The organism is Endozoicomonas sp. ALD068 (assembly GCF_049310145.1).
GTDB lineage: Bacteria > Pseudomonadota > Gammaproteobacteria > Pseudomonadales > Endozoicomonadaceae > Endozoicomonas_A.
Map to the genome: position 1 here is coordinate 3,725,965 of NZ_JBLYNU010000004.1, position 15,166 is coordinate 3,741,130.

At 47.5% G+C, this 15,166-nt stretch carries 11 protein-coding genes; 5 read left to right on the plus strand and 6 right to left on the minus strand.

Going from position 1 to position 15,166, the window contains the following annotated elements:
• Positions 1-13 precede the first annotated feature (13 nt).
• Together astB and ACO6V5_RS13180 are read left to right on the plus strand one after the other, a co-directional pair.
• Positions 14-1,357 carry an N-succinylarginine dihydrolase gene (gene astB, locus ACO6V5_RS13175; protein ID WP_422137277.1) on the plus strand — a complete coding sequence of 448 codons (1,344 nt, stop codon included), beginning with the start codon at positions 14-16 and terminating at the stop codon, positions 1,355-1,357.
• A 66-nt stretch (positions 1,358-1,423) separates the two neighbouring features.
• Positions 1,424-1,981, plus strand: coding sequence for a hypothetical protein (locus ACO6V5_RS13180; protein ID WP_422132608.1), 558 nt, complete (start codon positions 1,424-1,426; stop codon positions 1,979-1,981).
• Positions 1,982-2,013: 32 nt separating this feature from the next.
• Here ACO6V5_RS13180 and ACO6V5_RS13185 read toward each other — a convergent pair whose 3' ends face one another.
• Complete coding sequence (locus ACO6V5_RS13185; protein ID WP_422137276.1) at positions 2,014-3,831, minus strand: WD40 repeat domain-containing protein; 1,818 nt, start codon at positions 3,829-3,831, stop codon at positions 2,014-2,016.
• Between the two features lie 170 nt (positions 3,832-4,001).
• Positions 4,002-4,541 (minus strand): WD40 repeat domain-containing protein, encoded by a 540-nt coding sequence (locus ACO6V5_RS13190; protein ID WP_422442233.1) that lies wholly within the window; start codon positions 4,539-4,541, stop codon positions 4,002-4,004.
• Between ACO6V5_RS13190 and ACO6V5_RS13195 the strand changes: the two genes are divergently transcribed.
• From ACO6V5_RS13195 to ACO6V5_RS13205, 3 genes are all read left to right on the plus strand, one after another.
• On the plus strand, positions 4,515-5,315 hold the full coding sequence (locus ACO6V5_RS13195) for an aldehyde dehydrogenase family protein (protein ID WP_422442232.1): 801 nt from the start codon (positions 4,515-4,517) through the stop codon (positions 5,313-5,315). The two genes, ACO6V5_RS13190 and ACO6V5_RS13195, sit on opposite strands and share 27 nt — an antisense overlap.
• 33 nt (positions 5,316-5,348) lie before the next feature.
• Complete coding sequence (locus ACO6V5_RS13200) at positions 5,349-6,476, plus strand: N-succinylarginine dihydrolase (protein ID WP_422442230.1); 1,128 nt, start codon at positions 5,349-5,351, stop codon at positions 6,474-6,476.
• Positions 6,477-6,542: 66 nt separating this feature from the next.
• Positions 6,543-7,100, plus strand: coding sequence for a hypothetical protein (locus tag ACO6V5_RS13205; RefSeq protein ID WP_422132608.1), 558 nt, complete (start codon positions 6,543-6,545; stop codon positions 7,098-7,100).
• A gap of 32 nt (positions 7,101-7,132) precedes the next feature.
• Here the strand turns inward: ACO6V5_RS13205 and ACO6V5_RS13210 are convergent, their stop codons facing one another.
• The 4 genes from ACO6V5_RS13210 to ACO6V5_RS13225 form a co-directional block, all read right to left on the minus strand.
• Positions 7,133-8,830 (minus strand): F-box/WD repeat-containing protein, encoded by a 1,698-nt coding sequence (locus ACO6V5_RS13210; protein WP_422413588.1) that lies wholly within the window; start codon positions 8,828-8,830, stop codon positions 7,133-7,135.
• A 287-nt stretch (positions 8,831-9,117) separates the two neighbouring features.
• Positions 9,118-10,926, minus strand: a complete 1,809-nt coding sequence (locus ACO6V5_RS13215) for a hypothetical protein (protein ID WP_422413590.1) — start codon at positions 10,924-10,926, stop codon at positions 9,118-9,120.
• Between the two features lie 326 nt (positions 10,927-11,252).
• The gene (locus ACO6V5_RS13220; protein WP_422413592.1) at positions 11,253-13,076 is read right to left on the minus strand and encodes an F-box/WD repeat-containing protein; all 1,824 of its coding nucleotides are present in this window, start codon (positions 13,074-13,076) and stop codon (positions 11,253-11,255) included.
• A 219-nt stretch (positions 13,077-13,295) separates the two neighbouring features.
• Complete coding sequence (locus ACO6V5_RS13225) at positions 13,296-15,101, minus strand: F-box/WD repeat-containing protein (RefSeq protein WP_422132604.1); 1,806 nt, start codon at positions 15,099-15,101, stop codon at positions 13,296-13,298.
• Positions 15,102-15,166 lie beyond the last annotated feature (65 nt).

Here is a 15,166-nt window from a genome sequence, read left to right on the forward strand (position 1 = left end):
GAATAGAAGAGATATGAATAAAACTGTTGAAGCCAATTTTGATGGCCTGGTAGGTCCAACCCATAACTATGCCGGCCTGTCTCTGGGCAATATCGCCTCAACCCATCATCAGTCAGCGCCTTCCAATCCCAAACAGGCTGCTTTACAGGGTCTGGCGAAAATGAAGGCATTGCACGACATGGGTTTAGTACAGGGAGTGCTGGCACCCCAGGAAAGACCAGACGTTTATACCCTGCGCAAGCTTGGTTTTAGCGGCAGTGATGAACAAGTGCTTGCCGAAGCCTCACGACAGGTGCCCAAAATTCTTGCCGCATGCAGTTCTGCATCCACCATGTGGACCGCTAATGCCGCTACTGTATCACCCAGCGCCGATACAACCTCTGGCACCGTGCACTTTACACCTGCAAACCTGTGCAGCAAGTTTCACCGCTCCATTGAGCATGAGATAACAGGCAGAATTCTAAAAGCCGTTTTCTCCAGCGAGGAACATTTTACGCATCATCCTGCACTTGTCAGTAGCTCTCACTTCGGTGATGAGGGTGCAGCCAACCATACCCGTTTCTGTCAGAACTATGGAGACGAAGGGGTAGAGTTCTTTGTTTATGGCCGTTACAGCTTTGATGACGCCCGGCCAGCTCCGACAAAGTTTCCGGCTCGACAGAGTCTGGAAGCCTCACAGGCTGTTGCCCGCATCCATCAACTCAATACCAGTCGTACTGTATTTGCACAACAAAACCCCGAAGTCATTGATCAGGGAGTTTTCCATAATGATGTTATTGCTGTGGGGAATCGCAACGTCCTGTTCTGTCACGAGAAAGCTTTCCTGAACCAGGCTCAAGTCTATAACGACCTGAAAAATGCCTATGGCCGGGATGACTTCTGCATTATTGAAGTGCCTGAAAGTCAGATCAGAGTGGAAACGGCAGTGAAAAGTTACCTGTTCAACAGCCAGCTGCTCAGCACTTCCGATCGTGATATGACTATTGTTGTTCCCTCTGATTGCCAGAGCGATCGACAGGTTGCAACCTATCTGGAAGGGCTGGTTGCATCCGATAATCCCATCAATAACATCAAAGTGTTCGACCTGCGTCAAAGTATGAATAATGGTGGTGGACCTGCCTGCCTGCGCCTGAGAGTTGTGCTGACTTCTGAGGAACTGGCTGCCACCAACCAGGCCTGCCTGATAAACGACACTCTCTATGTAACACTCTGCCACTGGGTTGAAAAGCATTACCGCGACAGGCTGACTGAAGCCGATCTTGCCGATCCTGAACTTCTGATTGAGTCTCGCACAGCACTGGATGAGTTAACCGGCCTTCTGAAACTGGGGTCTATTTATCAGTTCCAACAGGTGTAAAGGCCCGGAGCTGATTTTATCTCCGCAAGAGATAGAATCAGCTCATCCATTTCATGGGAGAAAAAAATGAGAACAATGTCGCTTGCCATGGTGGCGCTTATTTCCATAGTCCTTACAGGTTGCGTGAGCCTGACAGCTCCTCAGAAAAATCCCCAGGTCGCCCCCCTGTCGATTACTTCTTCGCCTCTGCATCGATTCTCTTTAGCCGATTTTGATGGTCTGATGTTCGAGCCCATTATCCCCGAAGAAGCGGACCCGATGTTCCCCAGCCGCGAGAGTGCTTATCAAACAATAGAATTCGAGATAGCCAAACAGCTGTCAGCGAAAATGACTATCGATCCTGACCAGATCCCTCAGAATTCATTGATTGTTCGCTATGGCATTGCTTCCGATTCCATCGTCTCCGACGCAGAACTGATTCAATTCTTTGGCACAACGCCGGGACTGGTCACTGAGCCGGGTCAGGAAAAACTGACCATAGCCATTGCTCTGATTCGGGCCAATACCGGCGACGCCCTGTGGAAAGGGGTTGCCCAGGGCACAATAGTTCCCGGACTGAGCAATGAAACACGACTGGCCAGAGCCGAAGCGGCCATAGCCAGAATGCTGGGCAATTTGAAGTAACGTCTAGGATATTGGAGAATGAAGGCAAGTAATCAATTATTCATTTTCCGTAGTTCAATAATTTTCACCTTGTTATAGCTGCTTTCATAACTACCGCAGGCGTTGGTAAGCACGTGGCCGCAGTCGGTACTGAAGGTGGCTGATTCGACCCCCCACATCCCATGGGAAATTGTGGCTTTTTCTACCCATAATCCATCAGCACTCAGGCCAATAATTTTCGACGTTGAATCTCTGCTGGCAGTTATCAGATGACAGCCATCGGGACCGAAGGTGGCTGAGTTGACCCTTGCCTTGTGGGAAAAGGTGGCTAATTTTTCCCATACTCCATCATTGTCATGGCCATAAATTTTCACCTTTCCATCGTTACTGGCGGTCACCAGGTAGAGGCCATCGGCGCTAAAGCTGGCTGAATTGACTCCGTCCTTATGGTGAATGGTGGTTTTTTTCTCCCATTTTCCGTCCTCCTCCTGGCCGTAGATTTTCGCCTTGCCATCAACACTGGCGGTCACCAAATGATTGCAATCAGCGCTGAAGGTGGCTGAGTTGACTACTTTCTTATGTAAAATAATGGCTTTTTCTTTCCATGGCCCGTCATCCTCATGGCCATAGATTTTCACCGTACAATTGCTGACGGTCAACAGATGGCTGCTATCAGCGCTGAAGGTAGCTGAATCGACATCATCAACATGGTAAATTTTCGCTTCTTCTTCCCAGGTTCCCCCCTCCTTCTGGCCGTATATTTTTGCCGTGCCATCACAACTTGCGGTCACCACGTGGGTGCTATCGGGGCTGAAGGTAGCTGAGCTGACAGAGTCATCATGATCGATTGTGGCTTTTTCCACCCATAGTCCATCGCCCATCTTGCTGTAGATCTTCACTGTGTGATCGTCACTGGCGGTCACTAAATGAGAGCTATTGGCGCTGAAAGTGGCTGAATTAACGCATCCATCATGAAAAATGGAAGCTTTTGCTTTCCATGATCCATCGTCCTCATAACCATAGATTTTTGCCGTGCCATCATCACTGGCAATGACCAAATAGCAGCCATCGGCACTGAAGGTGGCCGACTCAACGCAGGTATCATGGAAAATGGCAGCCTTCTCTTCCCATGAACCATCGTCATTACGGCTACAGATTTTCACCATGTCATCATTACCGATGGTCACCAGGTGGCGACCATCGTCGCTAAAGGTAGCCGATTCGATGCCTTCATCATGGAGAATGGTAGCTTTTTCTTTCCATGATCCATCGGACTCCATGCCATAGATTTTAGCCGTGTCATCGTCACTGCCAGTCACCACGTGGAGACCATCTTTACTGAAAGTCGCTAGACTGTATAAGGAGTCATGGGAAATAGTGACTTTTTTATCGACATTGAATGTTCTGCACTTCGACATCAAATCAGTGTTGTTGAAAAAGAACAGAGCAGGAAAACATTCCTCTTCTCGACGCCCAACAAGTGACTCGATTAACGCCTGATTATTCGTAAATTGCCCCACCCAACCTCTGAGTTGCTCATCACTTCTTGCCTTGATAACTGTCTTCATCAGAGACTGTTGAGCTGGAGAAAAACGTCGATACCATTCCTTTGCCAGGACATCTTCTTTTTTAATAAGCTCTCGAAAGTGGGTACATGACTGTTTCAAACGGGCAATATCTTTAAGCCACGGACGGCCAATAATATTTAATTGTGTCGAGCGGGAAGCATTGAGTAGAGGAGGTTTACCATTCTCAAAGGCAGTAATTTCCCTACCCTCACTGACACCGGTTTTTGCTCGCTTCGATTCAGGTTCATCAGGTTCTGGTAAATATGAAACGCCGGTGTTTGAGCTGTTATATATTGAGTCCATGCTTGGTCACTCCTTAGTTTAATAGTTTGTGTTTATCTTCAATCAGGAAGAACATCCAAAATTGAAACTAAGGGTTGGATTCTGTTTTAAAGTAAAAGTTCATAACAGGGTGTTAAGTGAAACTAACAACAGTTTCTGCCTTTCAGCACAAGGTAAAGGCAAACAATCAATTATTCATTTATCCGCAGCTCAGTAATTTTCGCCTTGTGATAGCCACTGTTGGCGGCGGTGGTAAGCACATGGCTACAGTCGTCACTGAAGGCGGCTGATGAGACCAGCCCGCCATGGGAAATTGTGGCTTTTTCTTTCCATAATCCATCCGCCCCCAGGCCAATAATTTTCGCCGTTTTATCTTTACTGGCGGTGACGATATGGTAACCATCAGAACTGAATGTGGCCGAATAGGCTCGACTATTATGGCAAATGGTGGTTTTTTCTTTCCATGATCCATCGTCCTCACGGCCATAAATTTTCACCTTGCCATCGTCACTGGCGGTCACCACATAGCGGCCATCGGGACTGAATGTGGCTGAATTGACATCGCCTCCATGGTAAATGGTGGCTTTCTTTTCCCATGACCCATCATCCGCCTTCTTACCATAGATTTTCGCCGTGCCATCATAACTGGCGGTCACCAAATGGCTGCCATCGGCACTGAAGGCGGCTGATTTGACCTTATTTTTATGACGAATACCGGTTTTAAATTCCAACAGCAGTTTGGTGGCCAGCCAGGCAAAATTCTGGCTCTTGAGATGGGTGGCAATAATCCATTAATTATTACTGAAGTTAAAGACCACAAAGCAGCGATACACGACGCTATTCAGTCAGCGTTTATTACTGCCGGTCAGCGCTGTACTTGCTCCAGGCGCTTGTTCGTTCCTGCCTCAGAATGGGGTAATAGTTTTATTGATCAGCTGGTCGAAGCCGCTGGCAACATCAAAGTGGGTCAATGGAATGATGAAGACCAGCCCTTCATGGGAGCCGTTATTTCAGAAGCGGCGGCGGACGCTATTCTTCAAGCTCAGACACACCTGCAGCAGCTGCGTGGTCAATCACTGCTGACGAGCCAAAAATTGAAGAAAGGCACCGGTTTACTGTCACCCGGCATTATTGATGTTACCGCCATTAAAGAGCTGCCTGATGAAGAATACTTTGGCCCTCTGTTGCAGGTAATTCGTTACGACCAGTTCGACGAAGCCATTGAACAGGCCAATAACACCCGCTATGGACTCTCCGCAGGCATTTTCAGTGACAGTCGTCAAGACTATGAACAGTTCCTGCACCGCTCCCGGGCCGGAATCGTCAACTGGAACAAGCCCATCACCGGAGCCAGCAGTGCTGCGCCATTTGGTGGTATTGGCGACAGTGGTAACCACCGCCCCAGTGCCTACTTTGCCGCTGATTACTGTGCTTACCCGGTAGCCAGTGTGGAAGCTGAGAGCCTGTCACTCCCGGAAAAACTGGCCCCGGGTTTAAAGCTTTAATAACGCTGGCTCCGAGATCGGAATAGAAGAGATATGAATAAAACTGTTGAAGCCAATTTTGATGGCCTGGTAGGTCCAACCCATAACTATGCTGGCCTGTCTCTGGGCAATATCGCCTCAACCCATCATCAGTCAGCGCCTTCCAATCCCAAACAGGCTGCTTTACAGGGTCTGGCGAAAATGAAGGCATTGCACGACATGGGTTTAGTACAGGGAGTGCTGGCACCCCAGGAAAGACCAGACGTTTATACCCTGCGCAAGCTTGGTTTTAGCGGCAGTGATGAACAAGTGCTTGCCGAAGCCTCACGACAGGTGCCCAAAATTCTTGCCGCATGCAGTTCTGCATCCACCATGTGGACCGCTAATGCCGCTAGCGTATCACCCAGCGCCGATACAACCTCTGGCACCGTGCACTTTACACCTGCAAACCTGTGCAGCAAGTTTCACCGCTCCATTGAGCATGAGATAACAGGCAGAATTCTAAAAGCCGTTTTCTCCAGCGAGGAACATTTTACGCATCATCCTGCACTTGTCAGTAGCTCTCACTTCGGTGATGAGGGTGCAGCCAACCATACCCGTTTCTGTCAGAACTATGGAGACGAAGGGGTAGAGTTCTTTGTTTATGGCCGTTACAGCTTTGATGACGCCCGGCCAGCTCCGACAAAGTTTCCGGCTCGACAGAGTCTGGAAGCCTCACAGGCTGTTGCCCGCATCCATCAACTCAAGGCAGTGAAAAGTTACCTGTTCAACAGCCAGCTGCTCAGCACTTCCGATCGTGATATGACTATTGTTGTTCCCTCTGATTGCCAGAGCGATCGACAGGTTGCAACCTATCTGGAAGGGCTGGTTGCATCCGATAATCCCATCAATAACATCAAAGTGTTCGACCTGCGTCAAAGTATGAATAATGGTGGTGGACCTGCCTGCCTGCGCCTGAGAGTTGTGCTGACTTCTGAGGAACTGGCTGCCACCAACCAGGCCTGCCTGATAAACGACACTCTCTATGTAACACTCTGCCACTGGGTTGAAAAGCATTACCGCGACAGGCTGACTGAAGCCGATCTTGCCGATCCTGAACTTCTGATTGAGTCTCGCACAGCACTGGATGAGTTAACCGGCCTTCTGAAACTGGGGTCTATTTATCAGTTCCAACAGGTGTAAAGGCCCGGAGCTGATTTTATCTCCGCAAGTGATAGAATCAGCTCATCCATTTCATGGGAGAAAAAAATGAGAACAATGTCGCTTGCCATGGTGGCGCTTATTTCCATAGTCCTTACAGGTTGCGTGAGCCTGACGGCTCCTCAGAAAAATCCCCAGGTCGCCCCCCTGTCGATTACTTCTTCGCCTCTGCATCGATTCTCTTTAGCCGATTTTGATGGTCTGATGTTCGAGCCCATTATCCCCGAAGAAGCGGACCCGATGTTCCCCAGCCGTGAGAGTGCTTATCAAACAATAGAATTCGAGATAGCCAAACAGCTGTCAGCGAAAATGACTATCGATCCTGACCAGATCCCACAGAATTCATTGATTGTTCGCTATGGCATTGCTTCCGATTCCATCGTCTCCGACGCAGAACTGATTCAATTCTTTGGCACAACGCCGGGACTGGTCACTGAGCCGGGCCAGGAAAAACTGACCATAGCCATTGCCCTGATTCGGGCCAATACCGGCGACGCCCTGTGGAAAGGGGTTGCCCAGGGCACGATTGTTCCCGGACTGAGCAATGAAACACGGCTGGCCAGAGCCGAAGCGGCCATAGCCAGAATGCTGGGCAATTTGAAGTAACGTCGGGAATATTGGAGAATGAAAGCAAGCAATCAATTATTCATTTTCCGTAGTTCAAAGATTTTCACCTTGTTATAGCCACCGGGATAGCCACTGCTGGCGGTGGTAAGCACATGGCCACAGTCGTTACTGAAGGTGGCTGATTCAACCCCCCACCCAAAGGAAATTGTGGCTTTTTCTACCCATGATCCATCAGCCCTCAGGCCAATAATTTTCGACGTTGAATCTCTGCTGACAGTTATCAGATGGCAGCCATCGGGACCGAAGGTGGCTGAGTTGACCCCTGCTTTGTGGGAAAAGGTGGCTAATTTTTCCCATACTCCATCATTGTCATGGCCATAAATTTTCACCTTTCCATCTTCACCGGCGGTCACCAGGTAAAGGCCATCGGCACTAAAGCTGGCTGAATTGACTTCGTTCTTATGGTAAATGGTGGTTTTTTTCTCCCATGTTCCATCCCCATCCTGGCCGAAGATTTTCGCCTTGCCATCAACACTGGCGGTCACCAAATGATTGCAATCAGCGCTGAAGGTGGCTGAGTTGACTACTTCCTTATGTAAAATAATGGCTTTTTCTTTCCATGGCCCGTCATCCTCATGACCATAGATTTTCACCGTACAATTGCTGACGGTCACCAGATGGCTGCTATCAGCGCTGAAGGTAGCTGAATCGACATCATCAACATGGTAAATTTTCGCTTCTTCTTCCCAGGTTCCACCCTCCTTCTGGCCGTATATTTTTGCCGTGCCATCATAACTGGCGGTCACCACATGGGTGCTATCGGGGCTGAAGGTAGCTGAGCTGACCCAGTCATCATGATCAATTGTGGCTTTTTCCACCCATAGTCCATCGCCCATCTTGCTGTAGATCTTCGCTGTGTGATCGCCACTGGCGGTCACTAAATGAGAGCTATTGGCGCTGAAAGTGGCTGAATTAACCCATGCATCATGAAAAATGGTAGCTTTTGCTTTCCATGATCCATCATCCTCATAGCCATAGATTTTTGCCATGCCATCATCACTGGCAATGACCAAATAGCGACCATCGGCACTGAAGGTGGCTGACTCTACGCAGGAATCATGGGAAATGGTGGCCTTCTTTTCCCATAAACCATCGTCATTCAAGCTACAGATTTTCACCTCTTCATCATCACCGATGGTCACCAGGTGACGACCATCATCGCTTAAGCTAGCCGATTCGACGCCATCATCATGGAGAATGACGGCTTTTCCTTTCCATGATCCGTCGGACTCCTTTTGATAGATTTTCGCCATGCCATCGTGACTGGCAGTCACCACGTTGAGACCATCTTTACTGAAAGCCGCTGAACGGATTAAGGCCTCATGGTAAATAGTGACTTTTTTATCGACATTAAATGTTTCACACTGCGACATTAGATCGGCATTGTTGAAAAAGAGCAGAGCAGGAAAACAAGCCTCTTCCCGACGTTTAACAAGTGACTGGATTAGCGCCTGATTATTCGTAAATTGCCCCAGCCAGGCACTGAGTTGCTGATCACTTCTTGTGGCGATGGTTGTCTTCAGTAGAGACTGGTGTGCTGAAGAAAAACGGTGGTACCATTCCTTTGCCAGAATATCTTCTTGTTTAACAAGCTCTTGAAATTGGCTAGATACCTGTTTCAAACGGGTAACATCTTTAAGTCCCAAATAACCAATAATATTTAATGGTGTGGGGCGAGACAAATTGAGTAGCTGAGGTTCACTGCTCACAGATACAGTGATTTCCCTACCCCCACTGGCACCCCTTGGTGCATGCTCCGATATAGATTGAGGAGGTTTTGGTAAATATGAAAAGGCAGCTTTTGAGTTGTTGCTTATTGATTCCATGCTTGGTCAATCCTTAGTTTAATAGTTTGTGTTTATCTTCAATCAGGAAGAACATCCAAAATTGAAACTAAGGGTTGGATTCTGTTTTAAAGTAAAAGTTCATAACAGGGTGTTAAGTGAAACTAACAACAGTTTCTGCCTTTCAGCACACGGTAAAGGCAAACAATCAATTATTCATTTATCCGCAGCTCAGTAATTTTCGCCTTGTGATAGCCACCGTTGGCGGCGGTGGTAAGCACATGGCTACAGTCGTCACTGAAGGCGGCTGATGAGACCAGTCCCCTATGGGAAATTGTGGCTTTTTCTACCCAGCATCCACCAGCTCCCAGGCCAATAATTTTCGACGTTTTATCTTTACTGGCGGTGACGATATGGTAACCATCAAAACTGAATTTGGCCGAATAGACTCGACTATTATGACAAATGGTGGTTTTTTCTTTCCATGATCCATCGTCCTCACGGCCATAAATTTTCACCTTGCCATCGTCACTGGCGGTCACCACATAGCGGCCATCGGGACTGAATGTGGCTGAATTGACTTCGCCTCCATGGTAAATGGTGGCTTTCTTTTCCCATGACCCATCATCCGCCTTCTTACCATAGATTTTCGCCGTGCCATCATAACTGGCGGTCACCAAATGGCTGCCATCGGCACTGAAGGCGGCTGATTTGACCTTATTTTTATGACGAATACCGGTTTTAAATTCCAATGATCCATCGTCTTCAAGGCCATAGATTCTCACCGTGTAATTGTTGCTGACGGTCACCAGATAGCTGCCATCGGCGTTGAAGGCAACTGAATCAATATCGTCAAAATAGTGCAAGGCGGCTTTTTCTTCCCATATTCCACCTTCCTCCAGACCGTAGATTTTTGCCGTGCCATCATAACTGGCGGTCATCACACGGGTAGCATCGGTGTTGATCTTAACCGAGCTGATCAAGTCATTATGATAAATTATGCCGGTTTCCAGCCATGACCCATCGTTCTCCCTACTGTGGATCTTCACTGTGTGATCGCCACTGGCAGTTACCACATGGCGGCCATCGTTACTGAAGGTGGCTGAGCTGACAAATTCATTATGGGGAATGATAGCTTTTGCTTTCCATGATCCATCCTTCTCATAGCCATAGATTATCGCCGTGCCATCGTCACTGGCAGTTATCAAATAGCGGCCATCGGCGCTGAAGGTGGCTGATTTGACATAGGCATCATGGCAAATAGTGGCCTTTGCTTCCCATGATCCATCATCATTACGGCCATAGATTTTCACCTTGTCATCTTCACCGATGGTCAACACGTGCAGGCCATCGGCGCTGAAGGTGGCTGATATGACCGATTTATCATGGGAAATGGTGGCTTTTTCTTTCCATGACCCGTCGTCCTCCTTGTCGTAGATTTTCGCGGTGCCATCGTCACTGGCAGTCACCTCGTGGAGACCGTCTTTACTGAAAGTCGCTGAATTGATAAAGGCTTTATGGGAAATAGTGACTTTTTTATCGACATTGAATGTTCTGCACTTCGACATCAGATCAGTGTTGTTGAAAAAGAGCAGAGCAGGAAAACATTCCTCTTTTCGACGCTTAACAAGTGACTCGATTAACGCCTGATTATTCGTAAATTGCCCCACCCAACCTCTGAGTTGCTCATCACTTTTTGCCTTGATAACTGTCTTCATCAGAGACTGTTGAGCTGGAGAAAAACGTCGATACCATTCCTTTGCCAGGATATCTTCTTGTTTAATAAGCTCTCGAAAGTGGGTACATGACTGTTTCAAACGGGCAATATCTTTAAGCCCCAGACGGCCAATAATATTTAATTGTGTCGGGCGGGAGGCATTGAGTAGAGGAGGTTTACCATTCTCAAAGGCAGTAATTTCCCTACCCTCACTGACACCGGTTTTTGCTCGCTTCGATTCAGGTTCATCAGGATCTGGTAAATATGAAACGGCGGTGATTGAGTAGTACTTGTCTGGCCGCATGCTTTGTCACTCCTTAGTTTGATAGTTTGTATTTATCCTCAATCAAAAAAACATTCGAAATTGATGTTTAGAGTTAGATTCTGTTTTAAAGTAAAAGTTCTTAACATGTTGTTAAGTGGAACTAACAACAGTTTCTGACTTTTAGCACACGCAGAGTAGCGTCACTCAAAAGAAACCTCTTGAATGGATAAGCCCGGATCGCGCACTCATCTTCAGGGTGACAGGATTACTGAAATACGATCAATGTCGCACCGTCGTGGACAATGGAATATGGGAGCGGCTACTCGAGGCTATATTTAACCGCTCTTTGATGAAGAAGCGGTGGACTAGTGAATATAAAATGAAAGCAAACAATCATGCATCAGTAGTTGTGTAATTTTTACTTTGCGATCGCTACCAACGGTAACCACATGACCACCATCATTGCTGAAGGTGGCTGATGTGACCCAACCCATATGGGAAATAGTGGCTTTTTCCAACCATGATCCATCGGCCTCCTGGCCAATAATTTTCGCCGTGTAATCTTTGCTGGCAGTCACCAAATGGCGGCCATCGGAACTGAAGGTGGCTGAATTGACTTCGTCGGCATGGGAAATAGTGTTTTTTTCTTTCCATGATCCATCGTCCTCACGGGCATAAATTTTCACCTTGCCATCTACACTGGCGGTTACCAGGTGGCTGCCATCGGCGCTGAATGCGGCTGATCTGAGATCATTTTCGTGGGGAATAGCGACTTTTTCTCTCCATACTCCATCCTCAAGAGCAAAGATTGTCACCGTGTTATCGTAACTGGCGGTCAGCAAATAGCGACCATCGGAGCTGAAGGTGGCTGAAACGTCAGACTCAAAATGGCTAGTGGTTACTTTTTCTTCCCATGTTCCATCCTCCTTCAGGCTGCAGATTTTCGCCGTGCAATCATAACTGGTGGTCACAAGGTGGGTACTATCGGCGCTGAAGGTAGCTGAGCAGGCCCAGTTATCATGATAAATTGCGGCTTTCTCTACCCATGACCCATCGTCCTCCTTGCTAAGGATCTTCAGTGTGTAGTCGCTGCTGGCAGTCACTATATGCTGATCATCTGGGCTGAAGCTGGCTGAATGGACCTCTTCAAGATGGGAAATGATCGCTTTTTCTTTCCATGATCCATCGTTCTCATGGCCATAGATTTTCGCTGTGCCATCGTCACCGGTGGTCACGACATGGTGGCTATCGTTGCTGTTGCTGAAGTTGGCCGAATTAACATATTTACCATGGCAAATGATCGCTTTTTCTTTCCATGATCCATCGTCCTCATGGCCATAGATTTTCGCCGTGCCATCGTGGCTGGCGGTCACCAAATAGCGACAATCTGTGCTGAAGGTGGCTGATTCAACACGGGCAACATGGGAAATGATGGCTTTTGCCTGCCATGATCCATCGTCATCACGGCCATAGATTTTCACCTTGTGATCGCAACCGATGGTCATCACGTGGCGGCCATCGGTGCTGAAGGTGGCTGATCTGACCAAGTCATCATGGGAAATGATGGCTTTTTTTTGCCATGATCCATTGTCCTCCTGGTCGTAGATTCTCGCCGTGCCATCATAACTGGCTGTCACCAAGTGGAGGCCATCGGTGCTGAAAGTGGCCGAGTTGACATCGCTTCTATGGGAAATAGTGACTTTAGTCTCTAAATTAAACGTTTTGCGTTGCGACATTAAATCAGTGTTGTTGAAAAAGAGCAGCGCAGGAAAATAAGCATGGTTTCGGCGTTCTACAAGTGACTTGATTAACACCTGATTATTCGTAAACTGCCCCAGCCAACCACTGAGTTGCTGAACATTTTTTGCAGTGACGACTGTCTTTAGCAGGGACTGGTGTGCAGAAGAAAAGCGGCGATACCATGCCTTTGCCAGAATGTCTTCTTCTTTAATAACCTCTCGAAAGTGGGTACACACCTGTTTTAAACGGGCAATATCTTTAAGTTTCAAACAGCCAATAATTTTCAATTGTGCCAAGCTGGGCAAATTGACTAGTGAAAGTTCATCCTCGTCACATACAGTAATTTTCCTGCCTGTATTGACACCCTTTGGTGCTGGCATCGATGTAGATTGATCAGGTCTTGGCGAAAGTGAACCGACAATATTGGAGTTGTTATTGACTCCATTCATGCTCTGTTACTCCTAGTATTTACCCTCAATTAAAAAGAACATTTAAAATTGATGCCACGGGTTAGAATCGGTGATGAAATAAAAGTTCATAACAGGTTGTTAAGTGAAACTAACAAAAGTTTCTGTCTTTCAGCACACGCAGAGCAACGTCACTCAGATGGATAAGCCCGGATCGCACGCTCATCTTCGGGGTGACCGGAGTACCGAGCAAGCAAACAATCAATCGATGAATAGTTTAATGATTTGCACCCTGTCATGGTAGCTGACGGTAACCAGATGGCTAACGTCGTTGCTGAAAGTGGCTGATATTTCCGACTCCCATTGGTAAATCGCGGCTTTTTCTACCCATGATTCATCAGTTTCCTGGCCGATGATTTTCGCCATGTTGTCGTAACTGGTAGTCACCAGATGGCGGCCATCGGCACTGAAGGTAGCTGAGGTGACCGGATCGTCATGTTCAATTTCGGACTTTTTTTTCCACAAACCATCGTCGTCATGGCCATAAATCATCACTCTGCCATCGTAACCGGCAGAAACCATATGACGGCTATCGGCGCTGAAGGTGGCTGAATTGACGTAGTTATAGCCGCCATGGTCGATGATGGCTTTTTCTTCCCATAATCCACCCGCACCCGCCTTCTGGCCACAGATTATCGCCGTGCCATCGTCACTGGTGGTCACCAGATGGCAGCCATCGGGGCTGAAAGAGGCTGTATCGACCGCATCTCTATGGAAAATAGTGACTTTTTCTTTCCATGTTCCATCGTCCTCATAGCCATGGATTTTCACACTGTAATCGTTACTGACGGTAACCACATGGTATCCATCGGCGCTAATTGTAGCTAAAATGACACCGTCTTCATGGTAAATGTTGGCTTGTTCTTGCCATGTTCCACCCGCCTCCTGGCCGTATATTTTCGCAGTGCCATCCCAACTGGCGGTCAGCACACGGCGACCATCGTCGCTTAAATTAGCCGAGATGACACAGTCATCATGAGTAATTCTGGCTTTTTCTTTCCATGAACCATCATCCTCATAGCCGTAGATTTTCGCCCTGTGGTCGTAACTGGCGGTCACCACGAGACGGCCGTCGGAGCTAAAGACGGCTGAAACGATCTTGTCATCATGGGAAATGATGACTTTTTCTTCCCATAATCCATCCTCATCATGACCATAGATTTTTGCAATGTCGTCGTCACTGGTGATCATCAGATGGCGGCCATCAGGGCTGAAGTTAGCCGAGTTGATGCAGTCATTATGACGAAAGATAGCTTTTTCTTCCCATCTTCCATTAGCCTCCCAACCGAAGATTTTTGTGGTTTTATCGTCACTGGTGGTCACCACGTGGCGGCCATTGTCACTGAAGGTAGCTGATCTGACCGCGCCATAATGGGAAATGATGGCTTTTTCTTGCCATGATCCATTGTCCTCCTGGTCATAGATTCTCGCCGTGCCATCATTACTGGCAGTCACCAAGTGGAGGCCATCGCTGCTGAAAGTGGCCGAGTTGACACCCATCCAATGGGAAAAAGTGACTTTAGCCTCTAAATTAAGTATTTTGCGTTGCGACATTAAATCAGTGTTGTTGAAAAAGACCAGAGCAGGAAAATAAGCATTCTTTCGGCGTTTTATCAGTGACTGGGTTAGCACTTGATTATTCGTAAACTGCCCCAGCCAAGCGCTGAGTTGTTCATCGTTTTTTGCGCTGACGACTGTCTTTAGTAGAGACTGGTGTGCTGAAGAAAAGCGGCGATACCATGCCTTTGCCAGAAGGTCTTCTTCTTTAATAAGCTCTCGAAAGTGGGTACATACCTGTTTTAAACGGGCAATATCTTTAAGTCGCAAACAGCCAATAATTTTCAATTGTACCAAGCCGGGCAAATTGATTAGTGACAGTTCACCCTTGTCACATACAGTAATTTTCCTGCCTGTACTGACACCTGTTGGTACTGGCCTCGATGTAGATTGATCAGGTTTTAATGAAAGTGAACCGACAATATCGGAATTGTTATTGACCCCATTCATGCTCTGTTACTCAATTAAAAAAGACGTTCAAAATTGATGTCAGGGGTTAGACTCGGAGTTGAAAT